Below are 24321 nucleotides of genomic sequence, written 5' to 3'. Positions count from 1 at the left end.
GGATGGTCGTCTTCAGACGCCGCCACCGATGACGCCTCGCGCCCCATGTGGCCGACACGCCTGCCCTCACGCACCGTCCCGCCCCCTGTCTCCGCTGCCACGCGCCCGCGCCCTGACGAGTGCGCCGGCGAGCACCGTCACGGCGGCCACCCCGTACGCGGAGGCCTGAACAGCCTGCTGCTGCAGTCCGCCCGCGACATACAGCACGGTGCCCGCGGCAGCGACGGCGAGCCACTCCCATCGGCCACCCATCGCCACGAGGGCCACGACGAGCAGCGCGTACCAGTAGTACACAGGCGAGGTGAGCAGCAGCGCGGTGCCCGTGACCAGCAGCGATCCATGCCACGGTCGCTCCGGATCGCCGCGCCGCAGGACGTACCAGGCGCTGAGCGCCACGAGTGCGACGACGGCCGGACCGGCCCACGCGTCCGGCAGCACCAGCCGCAGCAGCGCGAACCGGCTGACGTTGCCCGGCTCGTACCCCAGCCGATGTTCGCGCCGACGTCGACGAAGATAACCCCGCGCGCGAGCCGGGCGGTCAGGAGCGCGGTCAGGTTCGGCTCCCAGAAACCGAACAGATACAAGCACCGCTGGATGACGTAGGTGCTACGTCAGCCACATCGAGTCCGGCCGGCACGAGCCGACCGCGGAGCGCCGCCAGATCGCCTTCCCGGCGAGTAACTGGCGCTCCTCGGCACTTGCCGCGGGGAGGGGATGTGCTGGAAGTCCGAGCACGACAGGGGCGCCTTCAAGGGGGTCTGGCCGCTGTTCGACAGGGTCGGGCCCTTCCGATGCCTGCGGCCCAGCCGGGGCCGGGGACCGAGGGGCAGGAAGCCGTGAGCCGGTTCGGGCTGTCGGCGTCCGCCTGGCATACGTTTCCACCATGAAGCGTCGATTCCTTGTCTCAGGCGCCTTTGCTGCAGCCGCACTGCTGACGACCGTCGCGTGCTCGTCATCCTCCCGGCACACCCGGGCGACGTCGGCCCCGTCCACTGCGGTCTCCCGGGCGACGGCGGTGCCCACAGGTCCATTCGCCCTCGGCCGAGGCCAGGGTTTCGACGCGTCGGGCGCGTTCCTGCCCCTGATGACCTGTGACAGCCCCCACGACTACTCCCCCGGGCTCAGGTTCAAGGACGTCCCCGCCGGGACCGCCGAACTCGCCCTGTCCATGGTCGACCTGGAGAACCAGAAGATCCACTGGCTCCAGGTCGGCCTTCCCGCAACGGCGGCGGGAACGCAGGCGCACGCCCTGACGCACGGTGCCCGGGAACTCCTGAACGACTTCGGCGAGGCGACGTACGACGGCCCCTGCCCGCCCGCCGGTCACACACACGAGTACCAGCTGACGCTGTACGCGCTCCGCAACCCTCTGCCGGCGTCCTTCGGCCAGAACACCTCGCCGAGTCAGACCCTCAAAGAACTACGGAGTCAGGCTGGCGCCACCGCGGTTCTGGTCGCCCCCTACACGCGCCACTGACGCAGCGGAGCCGTCGGGCCGGGAGCGGCCTGGGCGCGCTCGATCATCGCCGCCGCCACGGCGCTGCACGCCCGCCATAGCGGGTTGTTCGTTGCGGGTTCCGGTCTCCCACGCTGGGTCTCACATGAGGCAATGTACGGAAACGGCTCGCCGCAGTTGGGGCAGGAGCGGGGCCAGATTCTTGTCGACCGCTGCCGGATCGGTACGGTTGAGTTCCTGCATGCCCCTGTGGCTGGCCGGCGCCGTGTCAATCTCGATCAGATCCTTGTATCGGCTCCCACAGCATGCGGGCCCGCCGACCCGGCGGCCTGCCCGCTCGGCAGCCTGGCAGGCGATCACCGCCGGACGGGGCGGCGGCGCGTACCAGGCGAGATCCGGACGCGCCATCCCATTGCTCTCCGTACACTGAAAGACGTGACCGAGAGGCAGCGGCTCCTTGTGGACGTCGCACTCCCGTGCCTTGACGAAGCAGCCGCTCTTCCCTGGGTGCTGGAGCGGATCCCGCCCGGCTGGCGCGCCGTGGTCGTCGACAACGGCTCCACTGACAGCTCCGCCGAGCTCGCCGCGTCGCTGGGCGCGTACGTCGTGGGCGAACCGGTGCGTGGCTTCGGCGCCGCCTGCGCGGCCGGGCTACGCGCCGTCACCGCGCCCGTGGTTTGTTTCTGCGACTGTGATGCCTCCCTCGACCCGGGACTGCTGCCATCCCTGGCCCAGTCCGTCCTGGACGGTGAGGCGGACTTGGTACTCGGGCGGCCGCCGGCCAACGACAGGCGGTGCCTGGCCGGTACACGCCCGGCTCGCCAACCGGGAGCTGGCCCGGCTGATCCGCCGCCGCACCGGCCTGCGTCTGCACGACCTCGGTCCGATGCGGGTGGCCCGGGGAGGCCCTGCTCGATCTGGGCCTGACCGACCGCAGGTCGGGCTACCCGTTGCAGATGGTCGTCCGCGCTGCCGACGCCGGATGGCGGGTGCGCGAGGTCGACGTGCCGTACTACCCGCGCGCCGGCCGTTCCAAGGTCACCGGCACCTGGCGTGGCACCTGGCACGCGGTGCGCGACATGCGCGCGGTCCTCAGCGAGCCGCCCCGGCGTCTGGCGGGAGCCCCCCGATGAGCGGCCCGGTCGGGCTGGCGCCCGAGAGCGCGGTCGGGCTGACCGCGCTGCTGGTGATGGCCAAGGAACCGCGGCCTGGGCACGTCAAGACCCGGCTCACCCCGCCGTACACCCCTGCTCAGGCGGCGGCGCTGGCGGAGGCGGCGCTCGCCGACACCCTGGAGACCGTGCTGCGCTGCCCGGCCCGCCGCCGCGTGCTCTTCCTGGACGGCGCGCCCGGACGCTGGCTGCCGCCCGGCATCGAGGTGATCCCGCAGGTGTCCGGCGGCCTGGACGAGCGGCTGGCCGCGGCCTTCGCCACCGTCGCGGACGGGCCCGCCCTACTGATCGGCATGGACACCCCGCAACTCACCCTGGAGCTCCTCGCCCCCGTTCCGGATCCCGGCGCGTGGCGGGAGTGCGACGCGTGGTTCGGCCCGGCGGAGGACGGCGGGTTCTGGGCGCTGGGCCTGGCCGCGCCCGACCCGGCGCTGCTGCGAGGCATCCCGATGTCCACCGCGTACACCGGCGCCGCCCAACGCGACCGCCTCACCGGGGCGGGCCTTCGGGTGCGCGACCTGCCGCTCCTCCGCGACGTGGACACAGCGCCCGACGAGGCCGAGGTCGCGGCCGCGGCACCGGGTGCGAGGTTCGCCACCCTCTTGGGGCGTTACCCCCGCCACATGGTCTCCTGAGCCGGAGATTCGTCGTTGGCCTCGCTGCCGCGCAGTCCCGGTGAGCAGGTCGCTGCTGCCGCCTACGGGGTCACGACCAGGATCGGACCGGCGACTGAGGTGTCCGAAAGGACCTGGCCGACGCCTTGCGTCGACGGCCGTGCGGCGCTTGCCAGGCGCGGTCAACCTGCCGCTCGGCCGCTACACGGCGCCTCTCCCTGGCTGGCCCGAGGCGCGGAACCTGTCGCCCGCCGCCGCAGCCCTGGCCGATTGCCCCGGGCCGCCAGGCGAGTGAGGTCTGAAATCATCGAGCGAATGGGCTGACCGCCGCGTGCCCCTGACCTGCCTTGGGGTTCACGAGCTCGGGAACAGGGGCCCGCCCGCCATGAGCCCACCGTCGACCAGGAGGACGTGCCCGGTGACGTAGCTCGCCTTGTCCGAACCCAGAAACTGTACGACCTCGGCGATCTCCTCCGGAGTGCCCGCCCGGTGCATGGGCAGCACCGAATCCACCGCGTCACGCGCCGCGTCGTCACCGGTGAATCGCTCGTACATCGCCGTCCGGGTGTAGCCGGGCGCGACTGCGTTGACCCGGATACCGTGAGCGGCGCCTTCGAGTGCCGCCGCCTTGGTGATGCCGGCGACGGCGTGCTTGCTGCCGACGTACAAGGTCGCCCCGGGGTAACCCATCAGGCCATAGTTGGAGCTGACGTTAACGATGCTGCCGCCGTCTTGTTCCCTCATGACCCGGAACTCGTGCTTCAGGCACAGCAGTGTTCCCTTGACGTTGGTATCGAAGGTGGCCTGGTAACGTTCGTCGGTCACCTCGGTGACAGGGCTGGGCATTCCCTCGGTGCCGGCGTTGTTGAAGGCGACGTCGATCCGCCCGAACCGCACGACCGCGCGGTCGACGAGGTCCTTCACCTCGTCCTCGAAGCGGACGTCGGCTCGCACGAACTCGGCCGGGCCGCCAAGGTCGGAGAGCTCCCTGACAAACTGCTCACCCACGTCCTGGTGGCGGCCGGAGACCACAAGGTTCGCGCCTTGACGGGCATAAGCGAAGGCGGTGGCTCGGCCGATACCGGTGAGCGCGCCCGTGATGAGGACGACGGGACCAGACAATCAAGAGTCCTTCCGGCAACCATCCAGGTGAATGATGGGCAAGTGGTTCGGAACCCGCAGGAAACCCGTTCCACTCTGGGTAGGGGCGTATCCCCCGGCACCACGCAGGGACGGTGTCATAGCCGGACGGCAGCCGCATCGGACCTGACTGCACCGTCCATCGAACGGCAGCACTTGACGGCCCGTATGGACTACGGGCGGCCACGAGGACAGACAATTCGAAGGCACTCGTGCGGGCGGAGGCGGACCGTGACGGGCTCGGATTGTGCTGGCGTGTGCCGGACCTGATGTCCCGCCCATCGTCGAGGTGGCCCGCAACCTGCGGATTTCGGCCGACACGGTCCGCAAGTGGCGACGGCGGTTCCTCCTCGAGCCGCACCTGACGGACACCTTCAAGCTGTCCATGGACCCATTGTTCGTGGAGAAGGTCTACGACGTCGTCGGGCTGTACTTCAACCCGTCCGAGGGCGCGGTGGTCCTCTCGGTGGACGAGAAGTTCTAGATCCAGGCCCTGGACCGCTCCTAGCCGGTGCTGCCGATGATGCCGGGCGTGCCCGAGCGGCGCACGCACGACTACGTCCGCAACGGGCTGACCACGCTGTTCGCCGCGTTCGACGTCGCCACCGGCGAGGTCATCAGCTCCCTGCACCCCCGGCACCGAGCGGCGGAGTTCAAGAAGTTCCTGATCCGGATCGACAAGGAGGTGCCGGCGCATCTGCAGATCCACCTGATCTGCGACAACTACGGCACCCACAAGACGCCCGCGATCAGGACGTGGCTGGCCAAACACCCCCGCTTTCACATGCACTTCACCCCGACCGATTCCTCGTGGATCAACCAGGTGGAGCGGTGGTTCGGGTTCCTGGCCGACCAGATGATCCGCCACGGCGCACACAAGAATGTCCAGAGCCTCGAAGCCGACATCCGCGCCTGGGTCAAGGACTGGAACGCAGACCCCAAGCCGTTCGTCTGGACCAAGACCGCCGAGGAGATCCTCGAATCCCGCGCCCGATTCTGCCGACGGATCTCCGGCGCAGGACACTGGAACCGGCTGCCGCGGCAGTCTCCTACCAGGGGGAACTTCAGGAGTAGTTCGCCTGACAGGGCGTCAGGAAAGTCGGCAATGGGTCAGCATGAATCCTGCTGGAGGCTCAAGGATTTGGCAAAACGTATAGGTGGTTGAATCGTTCAACGATCGACGCCTGGCCCGGAAAGGCAAACGTCGCTTGTGTAAAGCCATTCAGGTTTTCCTTGCGCTGCCCAGCTCCTGGCGTATGGCCCTACCAGGCCCGTCGCGTCTGCCGCCCGAAGAGGATGCCGCGCGGTTCGGGCGGTGGGGGAGTGCCCGGCTTGAGGGGCCAGGCGAGCAGCATGCCCACGATGAAGCCGACCACGTGGGCCAGGTAGGCCACGGTGCCCGCCTCGGCGACGGCCTGGCCGGAGGAGTAGAACGCCTGGAGCACGAACCAGGAGCCCAGGACCACCCAGGCCGGCAGTCGCAGCGGCAGGAAGATCAGGAAAGGGACCAGCACCCAGACCCGTGCCCTCGGGTAGAGCAGCAGGTAGGCGCCGAGGACGCCGGCGATGGCTCCCGAGGCGCCGATCAGGGGAGTCGCGGACCGGGAGTTCATGAGAGCGAATCCGTATGCGGCCGCGTACCCGCAGACCACATAGAACAGCAGGAACCGCACATGGCCCATGCGGTCCTCGATGTTGTTGCCGAAGATGAGCAGGAACAGCATGTTGCCCAGCAGGTGCAGCCAGCTGCCGTGCAGGAACATCGCCGTGAGGACCGACAGCACGGGCGACTTGTCGTAGGCGGGCGGACCCAGCACGCAGCCCGGGCCGTGCACGCCCACCCCGACGCCGCCCGTCGGGACCAGCGACGGCAGCTGACCGTGGATCAGCTCCCTCGGCACCAGTGCCCACTGCTGCGTGAAGGACTCCAGATGGCACAGCTGCGCCAGCGAGCTGCTGCCCGCGACGGATCCGGCGATGCCTGGCGTGAGCAGGAACACGACGACGTTCGCGGCGATCAGGGCGTACGTCACCCACGGGGTGTGCCGCGTCGGGTTCAGATCATGGACCGGAATGACCACAGGAGAGTACTGCCCGCGATGCGCTCGCCGAACCGGTGAACACGGCCGTCCGCGTGTACGTACCTTTCCTCAACCGCCCGCGGCCCGGGGAAGGCGGGCTGCGGCGGACCACTCGTCCGGTCCGCTCGCTGCCGCGACCGGCCGGCCGGAACGGCGCAGGGATCACGGCGTGCTGTCGCGGACCTTCACCGCGGCCTTGCGGGCGGCCACGAGCACCGGGTCCCACACCGGGGAGAACGGCGGCGCGTAGCCCAGGTCCAGGGCCGTCATCTGCTCCACCGTCAGACCGGCCGTGAGAGCGACCGCGGCGATGTCCACCCGCTTCCCCGCGCCTTCACGGCCGACGATCTGCACACCCAGCAGGCGGCCGGTACGGCGTTCGGCGATCATCTTGACGGTCATCGGGGAGGCGCCGGGGTAGTAGCCCGCGCGGCTGGTCGACTCGACGGTGGCCGTCACGAACCGCAGGCCCACCCGGTGGGCGTCCTTCTCGCGCAGCCCCGTGCGCGCGATCTCCAGGTCGCACACCTTGCTCACCGCGGTGCCGACCACGCCAGGGAAGGTGGCGTAGCCGCCGCCCACGTTGGTGCCGATGACCTGCCCGTGCTTGTTGGCGTGGGTGCCCAGCGGGACGTGGCGCAACTGTCCGGAGACCAGGTCCAGGACCTCGACGCAGTCGCCGCCGGCCCAGATGTTCTCGTATCCGCGCACCCGCATCGCGCGGTCGGTGAGCAGGCCGCCGTGCGCGCCGAGCGGGAGCCCGGCCGCCCGCGCGAGCGCCGTCTCCGGGCGCACCCCGATGCCCAGCACGACCACGTCCGCCGGGTACTCGGCGTCCGCGGTCGCCACCGCCCGCACCGCTCCGTCGTCGCCGGTGAGCACCTTGGTCACCTCGGCGTCGTCGACCATGGTGATGCCCAGGCCCGACATGGCCCCGTGCACCAGTCGGCCCATGTCGGGGTCGAGCGTCGACATCGGTTCGCGGCCGCGGTTGACGACCGTCACCTCGTAGCCGCGCTTGATGAGCGACTCGGCCATCTCGACTCCGATGTAGCCCGCCCCGATCACCACCGCCCGGCGGCCACGCGCGCGTGCGAGGGTGTCCAGCAGGGCCTGGCCGTCGTCGAGGGTCTGCACCCCGTGCACGCCGGGCGCGTCGGCGCCGGGCATGTCGGGCCGGACGGGGCGGGCCCCGGTCGCGATCACCAGCTTGTCGTACGGCGTCCAGGACTCCGCGCCGGATTCGAGGTCCCGCGCGCGCACGCGTCCGGCGGCCACGTCGATCTCCGTCACCTCGGTGCGCATGCGCAGGTCGATGCCCCGCGCGCGGTGCTCCTCGGGCGTGCGGGCGATCAGCAGGTCCCGCTCGTCGACGTCGCCGCCCACCCAGTACGGGATGCCGCAGGCCGAGAACGAGGCGAAGTGGCCGCGTTCGAACGCCACGATCTCCAACTCGTCCGGCCCGCGCAGCCGGCGTGCCTGCGACGCCGCGGACATCCCCGCGGCGTCGCCGCCGATCACGACAAGGCGTTCCTTCGTACCCCGGTCATCCCGCGCAGCCTTCATCTCCATGCGCCCACGCTACGGGGGTCGGGCCGCCTCGGTCCTGAGGCGGCCTCGCTCCCGATGTCGGCTCAGTCCTCGGCGTCCGATTCGGCGTCCGCCTCCCCGGCCGGGGGCGCGGGCTTCCGCCGGGAGGCCGGCAGCGTGCCCCGCGCGGTCACGGGGGCGTCGGTGGCGGGACGGTGCGGCAGACGGGGCCGTATCACCCGCAGCCACAGCGCCGCGACGACGGCCGCCGCCGCGGCGAACGGGAGCAGCGCCCCGACGGCCAGGGCGATCCAGCGGAGCACGGTGACGAACACGTGCCAGCCGCCCGCCAGCGCGTCCACGAAACCGGGCTCGTCGTCCCCGGCGACCACCGGCTTGGGCGCCGGGGTCCGGGACAGCGACAGGGTGATGGTGGCCAGACTCGTGCGGTCCTTCAGCGACGCCTGCTGGGCCAGCAGCGCCTCCAGGTCCGACTCGCGGCGGCTCAACTCGCCCTCCAGGCTGACCACGTCACTGAGCCGGGTGGCCTGGTCCATCAGCTCCCGCACCCGCGCCACGCTCGCGCGCTGCGACTTGACGCGGCTGTCCACGTCGACGACCTGGTCGGTGACGTCCTGCGCCTTCGCCGTGCGCTCGATCAGCTTGCCGGTGCCCTCCAGATCGCCGAGCACCTCGTCGTACCGTTCGACCGGCACGCGCAGCACCACGCGCGTGCGTTCGTGCCCGTGCTCGTCGCGGCTGGTGCTCTCGTCGCCGACGTACCCTCCGGCGTTCTCGGTGGCGGTGCGGGCCGTGTCGAGGGCCTTCGGCACGTCCTTGACCTGCACGGTGAGCGAGGCGGTGCGGATGATGTGGTTCGCGGCGATCCTGGGCGGCGCGGTGGCCTTCGCACCGGAAGCCGGGCCGCCGCTGTCGCTGCTGTCGCCGGCGCTGTCCGCCGCGCCCCGCTGTTCCGCGGCACGGGCGTCCGCCGCGGTGGCGCCGGCGGAGTCGTCGCCCGCGCTGCACCCGGTGAGCGACAGGGCGGCGGCGAGCAGGAGCCCGGCCACCGCGGAAGCGGGCCGGACGGAACGTCGTGTACGCATGTGAGGTACCCCCGAGGGTCGTTGACCACTGATGCTTCTTCGACTCCCGACCCCCGAGAGACGTTGGCCGGAAACGGTTCCGATGCGGTCACGTTCGTGACTCGGGCACGACTCGGGCCCGGACACCGGGGCGCGGCAGGCGTGCCGGGGCGGTCTGAGAGAGTGGGTTCATGAGCGCAACGCGTACGGGCACGGACCATGTCGTCGTCATCGGGGCCGGGATCGCGGGGCTGGCCGCCGCGCACCGGCTGCTGCGGCAGGGGGCGCGGGTGACCGTGCTCGAGGCGGCCGAGCGCGTCGGTGGCAAGCTGCTGCCGGGCGAGATCGCGGGCGTCCGGGTCGACCTGGGCGCCGAGTCGATGCTCGCCCGCAGGCCCGAGGCCGTGACCCTCGCACGCGAGACGGGACTGGCGGACCACCTCCAGCCGCCCGCCACGGCGAGCGCCTCCATCTGGACCCGCGGTGCTCTGCGCCCCATGCCGAAGGGGCACGTCATGGGCGTCCCCGGCGCCGCCTCAGCGTTGTCCGGCGTGCTGTCCGAGGAGGGCCTGGCCCGTATCGAGCGCGACGCCGCGCTGCCCCGCACGGAGGTCGGCGACGACGTGGCCGTCGGCGAGTACGTGGCCGCCCGCCTGGGCCGCGAGGTCGTCGACCGCCTGGTGGAGCCCCTGCTCGGAGGGGTCTACGCCGGTGACGCCTACCGCATCTCGATGCGCTCGGCCGTCCCCCAGCTCTTCCGGGCCGCGCAGACCCACGACTCGCTGCTGGAAGGGGTCCGCGAGATCCAGGCCGCGGCGGCCGCCGCGCAGCAGACCGGGCCGGTGTTCATGGGTATCGAGGGCGGCGTGGGCCGGCTGCCGCTCGCGGTCGCGGAGTCGGTGCGTGCCCGCGGCGGCGAGATCCTGACCGGGACCCCGGTGACGGAGCTGCGCAGGCAGGACCGTACGTCCTGGCAGGTGACCGCCGGGGATCGCGTGCTGCACGCCGACGCGGTGATCGTCGCCGTGCCCGCGCCCGTGGCCGCCGGGCTGCTGCGCGCCGAGTCCCCGGAGGCCGCCGCCGAACTGCGGGCCGTCGAGTACGCCTCCATGGCCCTGATCACCCTCGCCTACCGCCGCGCCGACGCCGCACTGCCCGAGGGCAGCGGCTTCCTGGTGCCCCCCGTCGACGGCCGCACCATCAAGGCGTCCACCTTCGCCTCCCAGAAGTGGGGCTGGATCGCCGACGAGGACCCGGACGTGCTGGTGGTGCGCACCTCGGTGGGCCGGTACGGCGAGACGGAGATCCTGCAGCGCGAGGACGCCGACCTCGTCGACGTCTCCCGGCACGACCTGCGCGAGGCGACCGGCCTGGACGCCACGCCCCTGGAGACCCGTGTCACCCGCTGGACCGACGGGCTGCCCCAGTACCCGGTCGGCCACCACGCGCGCGTGGCGCGCATCCGTGAGCACGTCGGCAAGCTGCCCGGTCTGGCGGTGTGCGGCGCGGTGTACGACGGGGTGGGCATCCCCGCGTGCGTCGCGAGCGCGTACGCGGCCGTCGACGGGCTGAGGGGCGACCTGCGGGCCACGCGGGAACTCACCGCGGACCCGGTGCAGAGTCCGCACGGCGGAGCGGGAGAATAGCATCATGAGTGACGACGCCCCCACCACCGAGTCCGGCAGGATCCCGAACAAGGGCAAGCTGGCCAAGGACCTCAACGAGGTCATCCGCTACACGCTGTGGTCCGTCTTCAAGCTGAAGGACGTGCTCCCCGAGGACCGCGCGGGCTACGCGGACGAGGTCCAGGAGCTGTTCGACCAGCTCGCCGCCAAGGACGTGACCATCCGCGGCACGTACGACCTCTCGGGCCTGCGTGCCGACGCCGACCTCATGATCTGGTGGCACGCCGAGAACAGCGACCAGCTCCAGGAGGCGTACAACCTCTTCCGCCGTACCAGGCTGGGCCGTGCCATGGAGCCGGTGTGGTCGAACATGGCGCTGCACCGCCCCGCCGAGTTCAACCGCTCGCACATCCCGGCGTTCCTCGCCGACGAGACGCCGCGCGACTACGTCAGCGTCTACCCGTTCGTGCGCTCCTACGACTGGTACCTGCTGCCCGACGAGGACCGCCGCCGCATGCTCGCCGACCACGGCAAGATGGCCCGTGGCTACCCGGACGTGCGCGCCAACACGGTCGCGTCCTTCTCCCTCGGCGACTACGAGTGGGTCCTCGCCTTCGAGGCCGACGAGCTGCACCGCATCGTCGACCTCATGCGCCACCTGCGGGCCTCCGAGGCCCGTCGGCACGTCCGCGAGGAGATCCCGTTCTTCACCGGGCGCCGCAAGGACATCGCCGAGCTGGTGGCCGGTCTGGCCTGACGCGTGCCGGTGCCCCGGGGCCGACGGGCCCCGGGACCTGGCCCCGTCGGTCAGTGGGGGACGCCGGTCGGGCCGGTCGCCCGCTTCAAGGCCTCACGCAACTGGCGTACGCGGGTCTCCTGGAAGGTCGGGCCGTGCGGCCGCGGCTCCGCGCGCGGGGCGCACACCGCCTGCCGCCCCGGCAGGCGGCCCTGGAGCAGGTAGGCGTCCAGATGCGCGTTGACGCAGGCGTTCGGCCCGCCCGCGATGCCGTGGGTGCCCGCGCCCCGCTCGGTCACCAGCGCCGAACCGGCCAGCCGCCCGCGCAGCTCCAGGGCGCCCGCGTACGGCGCGGCCGCGTCCCGTTCGGCGGCCAGGATCAGCGTCGGCGGCAGCTCGCCGGGGCCGGTCCTCACGTCCAGGGGCCGCTGCCGGGGCGCCGGCCAGTAGGCGCACGGCAGGTTCGCCCACACATTGCTCCAGGTCTCGAACGGCGCCACCCGCGCGAGCCGCGTGTTGTCCCGGTCCCAGACCGCGAAGTCGGTCGGCCAGGGAGCGTCGTTGCACTCCACGGCCGTGTAGACCGCGCTGCCGTTCTCCCCTGCGGCGGCCCCCTCCCGGTGCGGGGCCGCCAGCGCGACCAGCGGCTTCGGGTCGCCCTTCAGATACGCCGACAGGGCTTTGGCGCTGCCCGGCCAGTAGTCGTCGTAGTACCCGGCCGTCAGGAACAGGCCCTGCAACTGGCCCGGTCCCACCGAGCCGCCCGCCGGTTCGGCGGCGAGTCGCTCCCGCGCCCTCTCGTAGCTCCTCTGCACCTGCCCGGCCGTACGGCCCAGCGCGTACACGTCGTCGTGCCGCGCCGTCCATGTGCGGAAGTCCGCCCAGCGGGCCTCGAACGCGGCCGACTGGTCCAGGTTGGCGCGGTACCAGATCCGGTCGGGCGCCGGGTTCACCGCCGCGTCGAAGACCATCCGGCGGACGTGCGCGGGGAACAGCGCGGCGTACAGCGCACCGAGGTAGGTGCCGTACGAGGCGCCCATGAACGTCAGCCGGTCCTCGCCCAGCGCCGCCCGCAGCACGTCCAGGTCGCGGGCGTTGTTGAGGGAGTTGTAGTGACGCAGGGACTCGCCCGCACGCCGGGCGCAGCCGCCCGCGTACGCCTTGGCCTCGGCGACGCGCCGCTCCTTGTACGCCCGTGAGGGGTGCGTCGGGGCGGGTCCTGGCGTCTTGAGCTCGAAGAAGTCCTTCGGGTCCTGGCAGGACAGCGGGGCCGACCGGCCCACCCCGCGCGGGGCGTAGCCGACGAGGTCGTACGCGGAGGCGACGCGCTTCCACTCCGGCAGCAGGCCCATCAGCGGGAAGGAGGTGCCGTCGCCGCCCGGACCGCCCGGGTTGAACACGAGGGCGCCCTGACGGGGCACCCTGCGCTTACTGTTGTGCGGATCCTCGTGTGTGGCCCGCACCCGGCTGACGGCGAGCCGGATCCGCTTGCCGTCGGGGTGCGCGTAGTCGAGGGGCACCTCGACCGTGCCGCACTCCATGGCCCGGGGCAGCTCCCGCGCCTTCGGACACGCGCCGAAGTCGATCCCGGCCGCCCGCGCCCACGCCGCGGCCACGACGACGCCACGCAGTTCCGCAGTGCCACCCGGGATGCGCGCGGCGGAGGAGGCCGGTGCGTCGGGGAGGTGTGCGGTGGACGTGGCCGGGGTCCCGGCGAGGGCGGTGAGGAACAGGGACCCGGCGGCCGTCCAGACGGCGGCAGCGGACATCGCGTATCCCTTCGGTGCACGGCAGCGACAGAAGGGATGTTTCGTTCAGCCCGGCGGCCAGGGCAAGCACCGCCCGCCGGTGTCGCCGCCGATGCCCCCGGCGCGCCCCGAGCGGGCGCCGGTACCGGGCGCGCGCTCCGGCACGCACGGCCGCCGCACGCCTGGTGGTACTGCCGGGGCGGTCGCGGGGCTAGCGGTCCCGGGAAGCCCGGCCGTGCGGGGGGCGGTTGCGTGCGGGGTGGTCCTGCGCGGGCCGGTCGTGGTGGGCGAAGGCCGCGCGCAGGTTCGGTTCGCCGATGGCGTTGACGCCGCGTACGGCCACGGAGGCCAGGTACGTGCGCTCGTCGCCGGCGCCGCTCATCCGGCGGGTCAGGCCGCCGAGCAGGCGCTGGCCGGCCGGGGAGGCCCAACGCGAGTACGGGTGGACCTCGAAGCGGGCGATGGCCAGGCAGCTCAGGGTCAGCGCGAGCGGCAGCGCGAACCAGAGGGCGATCAGCTCGCGAGGCATCCCGGTCGGGCCGGGCAGCAGCAGCGCGGTCAGGCTCAGGGCGAGGACGGCCAGCGCGGCCATCCGCACCCGGCGGACCCCGGCCGCGATCGTGGACCCGTCCCCGTCCGGCACGGCGAGCCCGGCCCTGACGAGCCGGTCGGCGAGGCCGCGCACCGCGTCCGCGGTGGCCGCCGCCGCGCGTACCGGCGCGATCCGGGACTGCCCCTCCGGGCCGATCGCCCCTATGACGGAACGCTCCATCTCGTCCCGCCCGCGCGGATCGACGACCGTCGCCCAGCCGGTGTGCGCGAGCAGCAGCCGGCGCTGGCGTGCCATGGAGACCAGGGTCAGCTCGGCGACCCGCGCCGGTCCGCCCGAGAGGAACGCCGCCTCGTAGAGCGTCAGATCGCGGTCCCGGCCCGCGTCCACGTCGACGGCCGCGGCGCGCACCGCGGCCAGGCACAGCCGCAGGCACGCCGTGCCCGCGAAGGCCCAGGCCAGAAGCAGGAGAAGGACCCAGAACATGACGCGTTTCTATGCCAGAGGCCTGGGAAACGCCATGCCTTGTCCGCCATCCGGACAGAGTGTTGCCGGTATGTGACGTTCCGTTTGTTTCCCGAGGTCAGGGGCATCGGGGCGGCGGGGCCGGGCTCAGCGGCGCAGCAGCACCCGCTGGGCCGCGCGGGCCATCCGTGCCGCCGGGCGGTGCGACCGGGGCGCCGGGCCCGAGCGGTCCAGCCACCACTCCCGCAACTCCCGCCGGACGACCGCGTCATGAGGCCGGCCGGCGAGCAGCAGGGACTCCGCGAACTCCAGGGCGTCCTGCCGGTAGCCCCCGGTCATCGGGTGCGTCTGCGCGTAGGCGAGGAACGCGGTCCGGTAGCCCTCGCCGAGCAGCAGCGGGAGTTCGGGCGCCACCTTGGCCACGACGTCCGCCCGCTTCGCGGCCAGCGAGCGCGCCTGCACGCCGATGCGCACCCGGTCGAACCCCTCCGGCGCGGGCGTCCCGGCGACGAGCGCCGAGAGCAACGAGGTCTGCGCGAGCGCGAGCCGCTGCCGCGCGCATTCCGACCCGGCCGCCCGCCGTTCCGGCCCGCGCGCATCATCGGGTGCGGCGTCGGGGACAGGCGCGGGCGCCGGGTCGGAGTCGGTCGCGGCGTGCACGGGCGCTGTGCGGCCCGACCTCACCGCCGTTCCGATGGCTGCCAACTCCCGCTCCAGTTCGGCCGGTTCCGGGAAGTTCTCGTCGCGTTCCAGCAGGACCCCCGGTGGGGCGACGCGCGAGGCGAGGTCGGTCAGGATGTCGAGGACCGGGCGCGGCACCGGGTGGGCGTGGCTGTCGTGCCAGACGCCGTCCCGTTCGAAGCCGCCCGCCACATGGACGTACGCGAGCGCTTCGAGGGGGAGTTCGGCCAGCGCACGGGCCGGGTCCTCGCCCCGGTTGACGTGGTTGGTGTGCAGATTGGCCACGTCGATCAGCAGCATCACGCCTGTGCGGTCGGCCAGCTCGTACAGGAACTGCCCCTCCGTCAGCTCCTCGTCCGGCCAGGCCAGCAGCGCGGCGATGTTCTCCACGGCGAGCGGCACGGGCAGTGCCTCCTGCGCGATACGGACGTTCTCGCACAGCACGTCGAGAGCGTCGCGGGTGCGCGGCACGGGCAGCAGGTGCCCGGCCTCCAGCCGCGGCGAGGCGGTCAGCGCGCCGCCCGCCCGTACGAACGCGATGTGCTCGGTGACCAGCGGCGAGCCGAGCGCCCGTGCCCGCTCGGCGAGGGCGGTCAGCCGGCCCTCGTCAGGCCGGTCGGCCCCGCCGAGGCCGAGCGAGACCCCGTGCGGCACCACGGTCACCCCGCGGCCGCGCAGGCGCAGCAGCGAGTCGGGCAGATGCGCGGGGCACACGTTCTCGGCGACGACCTCGACCCAGTCGATGCCCGGCATCGCCTCCACCGCGTCCGCGATCTCCGGCCGCCACCCGATTCCCGTCCCGAGCCGCTCCATCCTGCCCCCGCCCCCTTGCCTCCACACCGGTGCACGTGACGGGGGTATGGCCCGGGCGCCGGGCCTCGAACCCCGCGGCCCGCACCTTCAGAGCAACATTTGAGCTAGTGCTGTGACCGGAAAGGTTCACCGGCTCGCGACGCCCGGCACGGCACCTCGCCGCGTTGTCGCATCACCCGAGTACATCCAGTACGCGCGGGCGATACTCCGCCTTGCGATGCTCCCCCACTGCCTGGACGGCGTGGGAGGTACCCCCAGCACCGGACGCCGCGAGCTTCCCGGCAAACCTTCCCGGCCACAGCACTAGGCGCCGCCGTGCGCCTGGACCCGGTTCGGGCGCAGCGCGGGGTGGTCGGCGGCGACCGTGCAGGAGCCGGGGGCGATCTCCGTGAAGCCGGCGTCGCGTACGACCGGCAGTCCGCCGGAGGTGAGGTCTGCCCAGTGGGCGGGGTCGGCGGTGCGGACGCCGAGCGGGAAGCCCGCGTCCCGCCAGGCCGCGCGCCGCTCCTCGGACAGTTCCCACCAGGCGAGCTGGGCGCCGTGGCCGGCCTGAGCCATCGCCTTGCCCGCGGACATGTCCAGCCGGGGGCTCATCCACAGCACCGGGACGTCCGGGTCCGGCGCGGCGGGCGGCTCCGGGTCGTCGAGTTCGGTGCCGGAGACCTGGAGCTTGGCCAGGTCCTTGGGCCAGCCGTCCAGCGGTACGGGCGGGAAGACCCGCACCTGCGCCGCCGTGCCGGTGACGGTGATGCCGGGCAGGGCCTCGGCCCGCCGCCACTCGGCGCCGCGCGCCCGCCGCACCACCTTGCGGATCCGGGCGTCCTGCCAGTCCCGCACGGCCCGGGCCCACTCCCCGTCACCGGCCGAGCGCTCGTCGGCGAGCAGCACCAGGACGGCCCGGGCCGCGGTCTCCAGGGCGTCCGTACGGGCCGGGGGAGCGGCCCGCTCGATCCGCACCACCAGCGGCAGCACGAACTGCCGCGCCTCGTCGCGCGCGCCGGGCTCGGACCGGAACGGGCTGTCCTGCGGGGCGGTGGCCGTGGTGCTCTCGTCGGTGCTCACGGCGCCCAGTCTGCCAGCCGCCCCGCCGGCCCCCGGCCGGGCCGTCAGGCGTGGTCGGTCGAGGCGGCGATCAGGTCGGAGACCTTCACCAGGCGGTAGCCCCTCTTGCGCAGCTCCGGTACGACGGCGCGTACCACGCGCTCGGTCGTGGGGGCGGCGCTGCGGGTGCAGTGCATGACCACGACCGAGCCCGGCTTGACCCCGTTCAGGACCTGCTGGACCACGGCGTCCGCGTCCGTCGCGAACGCGTCTCCGCTCACCACGTCCCACTGCACCGCGGTGACGCCGAGACTGCTGAGCGCCCGCAGGGACTGCTGGTCGTAGCAGCCGCCGGGGAAGCGGAAGTACGGCATCGCGTGCGGCACGCCCGCCTTGCGGAACGCCTCGTACGCGCCCTCCACGTCCGACCGCATCCGGTCGGCGGGCACCCTGGGCAGTCCGTAGCAGTTCGCCGTGAACGCGTAGTGGCTGTAGGAGTGGTTGGCCAGCTCGAACAGGGGGTCGCTGCCGATGGAGCGGGCCTGGTCGGGGTACTGCTCGGCCCAGCGGCCGGTCATGAACACCGTGGCCGGCGCCTTCAGGGCGCGCAGGGTGGCGATCAGCTCCGGGTTGTCGAAGTGCTCGCCCGCCGCCGCGCGCGGTCCCTCGTCGGCGGTCATGTCCGCGTCGAAGGTGAGCGCGACTGTCTTCCCCTTGGTCCGGGGGCCGTTGCTGAAGACGGGGGTCAGACCGCCGGGTCCCGGGGTGAGGTTCGGCGGCCGGGAGGGCGAGGGACTGGCCGGCGCGGAGGGTGAGGCCGGCGCGGACTTCGAGGGGGCCGTCAGCCCGGCGCGGGGAGCCTCGTTGCCGCCGCAGGCGGCCAGGGCGGCACCGAGGGCGCAGACGGCGGTGATGCGTCGTACAAGTGGGATCACCCGATGAACATATGACCTTCTTCGATCATGGGAACGACGGCATGGCCGCGCGGTCACCCACCCGGTGGCCGGGTGCCCCGTGGCCCCCGGCCCGGCGGTCCGGTCCCGGCTCAGCGGCCGTAGTGGGCGGTGAGGGTGCCGGAGGCCAGGGTGTGGCCGATCAGCGCGTGCCGCACGTCGGCGGCCGTGGCGTTCGGCTTCAGGGCGAGGCGGCGGTCGGCGGCGTACACCGTGAAGGCATAGCGGTGGGGTGTGCCCGGCGGCGGGCAGGGGCCGCTGTAGCCCGTCTTCGAGAAGTCGTTGCGCCCCTGGGTGGCGCCCGGCGGGGCCGCGTCCGTCGGCAGGCTCCTGGTGCGCGGGTCCATGTTCCACACCAGCCAGTGCGTGAACGTGCCCCCGGGGGCGTCCCGGTCCTCGACCAGCAGGACCAGCCCCGCCGTGCGTCCGGGAACCCCCGAGAAAGCCAGCGGCGGCGAGACGTCCGCCCCGCCGCACGTGTAGCGGCCGGGCACCGTGCCGCCGTCGGCGAACGCCGGGCTCGACACGGTCATCCGGGCCGCCGCAGAGGGTGTCGCGGCGCCAGGTGAGACGGTGCCGTCGGCGCTGGACGTGGCGGCGGCACCCGAGCCCCCGCCCCCGCATCCCGCGAGGCCCCCCAGCGTCGCGATCAGGACAACCCCCACGAGCCTGCTGCGCATGCCACGCACGCTAACGACGTCCTCACGGCACCGCGACCGCGCGGGGCCGTCCGGGGGATGCAGTCGGCAGCTACGTCCCGGTGCGGGCCGCGCTGCCGTCCGGCTCCGGAGTGACCGCGTCGGCGCTGCTCCGGACGGGCGTGATCGGGGCCGAATCGGCACTGCTCCGGACGGGGGTGACCGAGGGCGGCTCGGGGGCGGGGCCGTCGGGATCCGTGGACACCTCCGCGGCACCCTCCAGCAGCTCCTCGGGCGGACGGGGTGCCGTCGGCGTCGTGCTCCCGTCCAGGCTCCTGGACCGCTCCGGTTCCGGCTCCCGCTGGGCCTTCTCCAGGAACCGCAGCAGCTCGACCGGGAAGGGCAGCACCAGGGTGGAGTTCTTCTCGGCGGCGACCGCCGTCACCGTCTGGAGCAGCCGCAGTTGCAGCGCGGCGGGCGTGTCCGCCATCTGCTGGGCCGCCTCCGCCAGCTTCTTCGACGCCTGGAACTCCGCGTCCGCGTTGATGATGCGGGCCCGCCGGTCACGGTCGGCCTCCGCCTGCCGTGCCATGGACCGCTTCATCGTGTCCGGCAGGGAGACGTCCTTGATCTCCACCCGGTCGATCTGCACGCCCCATCCGACGGCCGGGCTGTCGATCATCAGCTCGAGACCCTGGTTCAGCTTCTCGCGGTTGGACAGCAGGTCGTCCAGGTCGCTCTTGCCGATGATCGAGCGCAGGGACGTCTGCGCCATCTGCGAGACCGCGAACTTGTAGTCCTCCACACGGATGAGCGCGCTGACGGCGTCGACCACCCTGAAGTAGACCACCGCGTCCACGCGTACCGTCACGTTGTCCCGGGTGATCCCCTCCTGGGCCGGGATCGGCAGCGTGACGATCTGCATGTTGACCTTGTAGAGCCGGTCCACGAACGGGACGATCACCGCCAGGCCCGGCGGGCGCGGCTCACCGGTCTGCCGCCCCAGGCGCAACACCACCCCGCGTTCGTACTGCTTGACGACCCGCATCGCCGCGGCGAGGTACACGAACCCCACGCAGCCCGCGGAGATCACGGCGGTCACCAGTTCCTGCACCATGACGAGGACTCCTCGACCGGTCGCCGGTATGCCTGCTATGCGCTCGCTTCAACGATATGCCCGCTCCGGCGCCACGGTCGAGCCACCGGACGTCCCCCCCGCTCACAGGGCAGCGGGGTCGCAGGCCGCGGGGTCACAGGGCCGTGAACGCGTCCGTCCGGGGACAGTGCGCCAGCACCGCGCCGGTGTGCACCTCGTAGTACCAGGCGTGCAGCGTGAGCCGCCCGTCCGCGAGCCGTTTCCCGACGCACGGGTACGAGCGCAGCCGCAGCACCTGGGCCAGGGCGTGGCTCTGGACGCCCTCGGCGACCGCCGGGTCCTGGGCGGCCCCCGCCGGCCGGGGCGTCGCCTGCGCCAGCCAGTCCCGTACGGCGGGCACGGCGTCGAGGTCGTCCCCGCGCACGAGGGCGCCGACCGCGCCGCAGTGGGAGTGGCCGCAGACGACGATGTCGCCGACGCCGAGCACCTCCACCGCGTACTCGATGGTGGCCGCCTCGGCGGTGGGCCGCGCCGAGGCGTACGGCGGCACGATGTTGCCCGCGGTGCGCAGCTCGAACAGTTCGCCGGGCCGGGCGCCGGTGATCAGGGCCGGGACGACCCGCGAGTCGGAGCAGGTGATGAACAGGACCTCGGGGGACTGGCCCTCGGCGAGCCGGGCGAAGTCCTCCGGGCGCCGTCCGAACGTACGGGCGTTGTGGATCAGGGGCTGCATGGGCGACTCCGTGTCTCCGGCGCGGACCAGCCTGACGATCAGGGGCCGGCCAACGATCAGGAGCCGGCAGGGGACACGGTAATCCCCGTGAGCCCGTCCGCCAGGACGTCGTCCCCGGTCAGCGCGTCTCGACGAGCCCCTTGGCGTCCCGGGCGAGGGCGGTGAGGCGGGATATCGCGCGGAAGTACTTCTTGCGGTAGCCGCCGTTCAGCATCTCCTCGCTGAACAGCCGGTCGAAGGGCATCCCGGACGCCAGGACGGGCACCTCGCGGTCGTAGAGCCGGTCCGCGAGCACCACGAGCCGCAGCGCCGTCGACTGGTCCGGCACCGGCCGCACATCGGTGAGGCACACGGCCGCCAGCCCGTCGGTCAGGGCGCCGTAACGGCTGGGATGCACCTTGGCCAGGTGGTCGAGCAGGTGCGGGAAGTCGTCGAGCGAGGCGTTCTCCGTGGCGTACGCCGCCTTCGTGACCTGCTCCTCGGAGTAGGGCGCCGGAGCCTCGGGCAGGCCGCGGTGGCGGTAGTCCTCGCCGTCGATGCGCAGGGCGCGGAAGTGCGCGGACAGGCCCTGGATCTCGCGCAGGAAGTCCGTGGCGGCGAAGCGGCCCTCGCCGAGCTTGCCCGGCAGCGTGTTGGAGGTGGCGGCGAGCGCGACGCCCGCGTCGACCAGCCTGCCGAGCAGGGTGGACACGAGCACGGTGTCGCCCGGGTCGTCCAGCTCGAACTCGTCGATGCACAGCAGCCGGTGACCGGAGAGGGTCTCCACGGTCTTCTGGAAGCCGAGGGCGCCCACGAGGTTGGTCAGCTCGACGAAGGTGCCGAACGCCTTGAGGGCCGGCTCGGCCGGGGTGGCGTGCCACAGGGAGGCCAGCAGGTGGGTCTTGCCGACGCCGTAACCGCCGTCGAGGTAGACACCGCGGGGCCCGGCACCGGCGGCCCCGCCCTTGGCCTTGGCCTTCCTGCCGAAGCCGAACAGGCCGCGCCTGCCGGAGCCCGTCGCGTGCGCACCGCCGAGTCCGGTGGCGAAGTCGTCCAGGACCTCGACGGCCTGGGTCTGGCTGGGCTGCTTCGGGTCCGGGATGTACGTCGCGAAGCGCACCGCGTCGAAGCGGGGCGGCGGCACCATCTCGGCGACCAGCCGGTCCGCGGGGACGTGCGGCTCGCGGGCGCACAGGGACAGCGGGGCCGTGGTGGTCAGGGAGCTGAGCCCTGAGGCGGCTGTGGAGGACGACACGGTTCCCCATGGTAAGCGGCATGGAACACTGCACGTCATGCGACGCCTGTTCCCTGTGACCGACGAAACAGCAGCCCAGAGCCCGGACGCGGCGCACGAGGCCGGTGGTACGAGCGTGCCCGGCGCCCACGTCGACCGGGAGTGGACCTTCGCCGAGCTCGCCGCCGCCTACGCCTACCCCGAGCGCGGGGCGGCGGCCGGGGAACCGTGGCTGCGCGCCAACATGGTCGCCACCCTCGACGGGGCCGCCCAGCACGAGGGGCGTTCGCAGCCCATCTCCAGCGCCGCCGACATGCGGATCTTCGGCACGCTGCGGGCGCTGGCCGACGTGGTGGTGGTCGGCGCGGAGACGGTGCGCCAGGAGGGGTACCGCCCGGCCCGGGCCCGGGCGGAGTTCGCGGCGCTGCGGGAGGCGGCGGGGCAGGGGCCGGCTCCGGCGATCGCGGTCGTCACGGCGAGCCTGGAGCTGGACTTCTCGCTGCCGCTGTTCGCCTCGCCGCTGGTGCCCACGCTGGTCCTCACGGGCGCGGCGGCGGCCCCCGAGCGGATCGCGGCCGCGGAGAAGGCGGGCGCCCGTGTGGTGATCGCCGGTGACGGTGTGGGTGTCGACCCCGCCCGCGCCGTCCGGGAGCTCGGCGGACTCGGCCACACCCGCCTGCTCACCGAGGGCGGCCCCCGCCTGCTGGGTCAGATGGTGGCGTCCGGCGTCCTGGACGAAATGTGCCTCACGATCTCCCCGATGCTCACCGCGGGTGACTCCCAGCGCATTGCCGGCGGACCCTCCGTCACGGTCCCGCGGCGCTTCACCCTGGCGTCCCTCCTGGAGGACGACGGGTTCCTGTTCGGCAGGTACCGCCGCCCCTGACCGGAGCACCGCCGCGACATTTCCCGCGATACCCGTGCGATCACGGGGCAGGATGGTTTCCGCAGGGGCCGCCGCGGCCCGTGGCGGGAGACGGAGGGTCCCGGACCCTCGGAGCAGAAAGGGCGCCTGGTGTTCACAAGCGTTTTGATGATCGAGAAGGCCCTGACGTCCGCCGACGTGGAGTTCGTCACCACCTTGCACGGCGAGGAGCCGGTCTTCTTCCACGTGCTGCTCCAGCCCCGCGGCGACCAGGCCGACCGGTTGCTGCGGGCCATCGACGACATCGCGCTCGGCGAGCTCGACGAGGCGACGCGCGAGGGCGAGACCCCCGAGGGCGCGGCCGCGAAGGGCGCCGGGGAGCAGGCCCTGGACGTGTCCCTGCTCGCGCTGCGCGCGGCGGGCAGCCGGGCCGAGGGCCGGATCGTCGAGGACCATCCGCTGGACGCCCTGAAGTCCCTGGTCGCCGAGGTCGGCGCCGACGAGGTGATCGTCCTGACCGACCCGCACTACGTGGAGGAGTTCTTCCACCGTGACTGGGCCTCCAGGGCCCGCCACAAGGTGGGCGTACCGGTCCTGAAGCTCTTCTCCCACAGCAAGGCATAGGCTGGGGCGGCGCCCCCGCGCGGGGGCGCCCGCACCGTCGTACCGCAGCCGCACCACCTGGGGAGAAAAGCGCATGGCACCCGGCCTTCCTACCGCCATGGACCGACCGCACTTCATCGGCATCGGCGGCGCCGGGATGTCGGGCATCGCGAAGATCCTCGCCCAGCGCGGCGCCAAGGTGGCGGGCAGCGACGCCAAGGAGTCGGAGACCGCCGAGGCGCTGCGCGCGCTGGGCGCCACCGTGCACATCGGGCACGCGGCCGGGCACCTCGCCGACGACGCGAGCTGCGTCGTCGTCTCCTCGGCGATCCGCGAGGACAACCCGGAGCTGGCCCGCGCGGCCGAACTGGGCATCCCGGTCGTGCACCGCTCCGACGCGCTGGCCGCGCTGATGGAGGGCCTGCGCCCGATCGCGGTCGCCGGCACCCACGGCAAGACGACGACCACCTCGATGCTGGCCGTGTCCCTCGGCGAGCTGGGCCTGCGCCCGTCGTACGCGATCGGCGGCGACCTGGACGCCCCCGGCTCCAACGCGCTGCACGGCGAGGGCGAGATCTTCGTCGCCGAGGCCGACGAGTCGGACCGCAGCTTCCACAAGTACGCGCCCGAGGTCGCCATCGTCCTCAACGTCGAGCTGGACCACCACGCCAACTACGCCTCGATGGACGAGATCTACGAGTCCTTCGAGACCTTCGTGGACCGGATCGTCCCCGGCGGCACGCTGGTGATCGCCGCCGACCACCCGGGCGCGCGGGAGCTGACCCGGCGCGTGGCCGGCGCGGTGCGGACGGTGACGTACGGCGAGTCCGAGGACGCCGACGTGCGGATCCTGTCGGTCGTGCCGCAGGGCCTCAAGAGCGAGGTCACCGTCCTGCTGGACGGCATCGAGCTCACCTTCGCGGTCTCCGTGCCCGGCCGCCACTACGCGCACAACGCCGTCGCCGCGCTGGCCGCGGGCGTCGCCCTGGGCGTCCCGGCCGCCGGACTCGCCTCCGCGCTGGCCGCGTACACCGGCGTCAAGCGGCGCCTGCAGCTCAAGGGCGAGGCCGGCGGCGTCCAGGTCGTCGACTCCTACGCCCACCACCCGACCGAGATGACCGCCGACCTGGAGGCGATGCGCGCGGCCGCGGGCGACGGCCGGATCCTGGTCGTCTTCCAGCCGCACCTGTTCTCGCGCACCCAGGAGCTGGGCAAGGAGATGGGCCAGGCGCTCGCTCTCGCGGACGCCTCCCTCGTCCTGGACATCTATCCGGCCCGCGAGGACCCGATCCCCGGCGTCACCAGCGAGCTGATCATCGCCGCCGCGCGGGCGGCGGACGCCGACGTGACGGCCGTCCACGACAAGGCCGAGGTGCCCGACGCGGTGGCGGGAATGGCCAAGGCCGGTGATCTCGTTCTCACCATGGGCGCGGGCGACGTCACCGACCTCGGACCGCGCATCCTGGACCGTCTGCCGAAGTGA

At 72.9% G+C, this 24321-nt stretch carries 22 protein-coding genes and 2 pseudogenes; 9 read left to right on the top strand and 15 right to left on the bottom strand.

Annotation, left to right across the window (positions count from 1 at the left end; genetic code table 11):
* Window positions 1-66: 66 nt before the first annotated feature.
* Window positions 67-438 carry a hypothetical protein gene (locus tag ACIP4X_RS23210; RefSeq protein WP_401350350.1) on the bottom strand — a complete coding sequence of 124 codons (372 nt, stop codon included), beginning with the start codon at window positions 436-438 and terminating at the stop codon, window positions 67-69.
* A 646-nt stretch (window positions 439-1084) separates the two neighbouring features.
* Here ACIP4X_RS23210 and ACIP4X_RS23205 point away from each other — a divergent pair.
* Complete coding sequence (locus ACIP4X_RS23205) at window positions 1085-1477, top strand: YbhB/YbcL family Raf kinase inhibitor-like protein (RefSeq protein ID WP_391459576.1); 393 nt, start codon at window positions 1085-1087, stop codon at window positions 1475-1477.
* A 120-nt stretch (window positions 1478-1597) separates the two neighbouring features.
* Here the strand turns inward: ACIP4X_RS23205 and ACIP4X_RS23200 are convergent, their stop codons facing one another.
* Window positions 1598-1864, bottom strand: a complete 267-nt coding sequence (locus tag ACIP4X_RS23200) for a hypothetical protein (RefSeq protein ID WP_391459574.1) — start codon at window positions 1862-1864, stop codon at window positions 1598-1600.
* 51 nt (window positions 1865-1915) lie between these two features.
* On the opposite strand from ACIP4X_RS23200, the pseudogene ACIP4X_RS23195 reads away from it, so the two are divergent.
* A pseudogene (locus tag ACIP4X_RS23195) lies at window positions 1916-2589 on the top strand (glycosyltransferase family 2 protein).
* A complete protein-coding gene (locus ACIP4X_RS23190) occupies window positions 2586-3263 on the top strand; it encodes a DUF2064 domain-containing protein (RefSeq protein ID WP_358738253.1) in 678 nt (225 codons plus the stop codon). The pseudogene ACIP4X_RS23195 and the gene ACIP4X_RS23190 overlap by 4 nt, the downstream one beginning before the upstream one ends.
* Before the next feature lie 333 nt (window positions 3264-3596).
* On the opposite strand, the gene ACIP4X_RS23185 is transcribed toward ACIP4X_RS23190, so the two are convergent.
* Window positions 3597-4364, bottom strand: coding sequence for a glucose 1-dehydrogenase (locus tag ACIP4X_RS23185; RefSeq protein ID WP_326804647.1), 768 nt, complete (start codon window positions 4362-4364; stop codon window positions 3597-3599).
* 253 nt (window positions 4365-4617) lie between these two features.
* On the opposite strand from ACIP4X_RS23185, the pseudogene ACIP4X_RS23180 reads away from it, so the two are divergent.
* Window positions 4618-5547: pseudogene (locus ACIP4X_RS23180) on the top strand (IS630 family transposase); the annotation flags it as partial.
* Window positions 5548-5644: 97 nt separating this feature from the next.
* On the opposite strand, the gene ACIP4X_RS23175 reads toward ACIP4X_RS23180, so the two are convergent.
* The 3 genes from ACIP4X_RS23175 to ACIP4X_RS23165 all read right to left on the bottom strand — a co-directional run bounded on the left by ACIP4X_RS23175 (window position 5645) and on the right by ACIP4X_RS23165 (window position 9099).
* On the bottom strand, window positions 5645-6463 hold the full coding sequence (locus tag ACIP4X_RS23175; RefSeq protein ID WP_358738255.1) for a rhomboid family intramembrane serine protease: 819 nt from the start codon (window positions 6461-6463) through the stop codon (window positions 5645-5647).
* Between the two features lie 162 nt (window positions 6464-6625).
* Window positions 6626-8035, bottom strand: coding sequence for an FAD-dependent oxidoreductase (locus ACIP4X_RS23170; protein ID WP_358738257.1), 1410 nt, complete (start codon window positions 8033-8035; stop codon window positions 6626-6628).
* 62 nt (window positions 8036-8097) lie between these two features.
* Window positions 8098-9099 (bottom strand): DUF4349 domain-containing protein, encoded by a 1002-nt coding sequence (locus tag ACIP4X_RS23165; RefSeq protein WP_391459571.1) that lies wholly within the window; start codon window positions 9097-9099, stop codon window positions 8098-8100.
* A 170-nt stretch (window positions 9100-9269) separates the two neighbouring features.
* On the opposite strand from ACIP4X_RS23165, the gene hemG reads away from it, so the two are divergent.
* The gene (hemG, locus tag ACIP4X_RS23160; protein ID WP_358738260.1) at window positions 9270-10724 is read left to right on the top strand and encodes a protoporphyrinogen oxidase; all 1455 of its coding nucleotides are present in this window, start codon (window positions 9270-9272) and stop codon (window positions 10722-10724) included.
* A 4-nt stretch (window positions 10725-10728) separates the two neighbouring features.
* Window positions 10729-11460: a hydrogen peroxide-dependent heme synthase gene (hemQ, locus tag ACIP4X_RS23155; protein ID WP_358738262.1), complete on the top strand. Its 732-nt coding sequence runs from the start codon at window positions 10729-10731 to the stop codon at window positions 11458-11460.
* Window positions 11461-11510: 50 nt separating this feature from the next.
* On the opposite strand, the gene ACIP4X_RS23150 is transcribed toward hemQ, so the two are convergent.
* The 9 genes from ACIP4X_RS23150 to zapE form a co-directional block, all read right to left on the bottom strand.
* Window positions 11511-13208: an alpha/beta fold hydrolase gene (locus ACIP4X_RS23150; RefSeq protein WP_391459567.1), complete on the bottom strand. Its 1698-nt coding sequence runs from the start codon at window positions 13206-13208 to the stop codon at window positions 11511-11513.
* 190 nt (window positions 13209-13398) lie between these two features.
* On the bottom strand, window positions 13399-14223 hold the full coding sequence (locus ACIP4X_RS23145; RefSeq protein ID WP_391459565.1) for a TIGR04222 domain-containing membrane protein: 825 nt from the start codon (window positions 14221-14223) through the stop codon (window positions 13399-13401).
* Window positions 14224-14349: 126 nt separating this feature from the next.
* Window positions 14350-15696 (bottom strand): DUF692 family multinuclear iron-containing protein, encoded by a 1347-nt coding sequence (locus ACIP4X_RS23140; RefSeq protein WP_391459563.1) that lies wholly within the window; start codon window positions 15694-15696, stop codon window positions 14350-14352.
* Between the two features lie 303 nt (window positions 15697-15999).
* Window positions 16000-16767, bottom strand: coding sequence for a peptidyl-tRNA hydrolase (locus ACIP4X_RS23135; protein ID WP_358734583.1), 768 nt, complete (start codon window positions 16765-16767; stop codon window positions 16000-16002).
* A gap of 35 nt (window positions 16768-16802) precedes the next feature.
* Window positions 16803-17672, bottom strand: a complete 870-nt coding sequence (locus ACIP4X_RS23130; protein WP_358734567.1) for a polysaccharide deacetylase family protein — start codon at window positions 17670-17672, stop codon at window positions 16803-16805.
* Window positions 17673-17782: 110 nt separating this feature from the next.
* Entirely contained in the window at window positions 17783-18370 is a 588-nt protein-coding gene (locus ACIP4X_RS23125; protein ID WP_358734566.1) for a YbhB/YbcL family Raf kinase inhibitor-like protein, read from the bottom strand.
* Window positions 18371-18440: 70 nt separating this feature from the next.
* The gene (locus tag ACIP4X_RS23120; protein WP_358734565.1) at window positions 18441-19445 is read right to left on the bottom strand and encodes a slipin family protein; all 1005 of its coding nucleotides are present in this window, start codon (window positions 19443-19445) and stop codon (window positions 18441-18443) included.
* 133 nt (window positions 19446-19578) lie between these two features.
* The gene (locus ACIP4X_RS23115; RefSeq protein WP_358734564.1) at window positions 19579-20157 is read right to left on the bottom strand and encodes a carbonic anhydrase; all 579 of its coding nucleotides are present in this window, start codon (window positions 20155-20157) and stop codon (window positions 19579-19581) included.
* Window positions 20158-20275: 118 nt separating this feature from the next.
* On the bottom strand, window positions 20276-21391 hold the full coding sequence (zapE, locus tag ACIP4X_RS23110; RefSeq protein WP_358734562.1) for a cell division protein ZapE: 1116 nt from the start codon (window positions 21389-21391) through the stop codon (window positions 20276-20278).
* A gap of 37 nt (window positions 21392-21428) precedes the next feature.
* Here zapE and ACIP4X_RS23105 point away from each other — a divergent pair, with 37 nt between their 5' ends.
* The 3 genes from ACIP4X_RS23105 to murC all read left to right on the top strand — a co-directional run bounded on the left by ACIP4X_RS23105 (window position 21429) and on the right by murC (window position 24321).
* Window positions 21429-22256, top strand: a complete 828-nt coding sequence (locus ACIP4X_RS23105) for a pyrimidine reductase family protein (protein WP_358734560.1) — start codon at window positions 21429-21431, stop codon at window positions 22254-22256.
* Window positions 22257-22403: 147 nt separating this feature from the next.
* Entirely contained in the window at window positions 22404-22859 is a 456-nt protein-coding gene (locus ACIP4X_RS23100) for an indole-3-glycerol phosphate synthase (RefSeq protein ID WP_358734559.1), read from the top strand.
* 73 nt (window positions 22860-22932) lie between these two features.
* Window positions 22933-24321, top strand: a complete 1389-nt coding sequence (murC, locus tag ACIP4X_RS23095) for a UDP-N-acetylmuramate--L-alanine ligase (RefSeq protein WP_358734557.1) — start codon at window positions 22933-22935, stop codon at window positions 24319-24321.

It is taken from the genome of Streptomyces sp. NPDC088817, from assembly GCF_044750345.1.
Lineage (GTDB): Bacteria > Actinomycetota > Actinomycetes > Streptomycetales > Streptomycetaceae > Streptomyces.
This window is presented reverse-complemented; position numbering and strand designations above follow the sequence as displayed.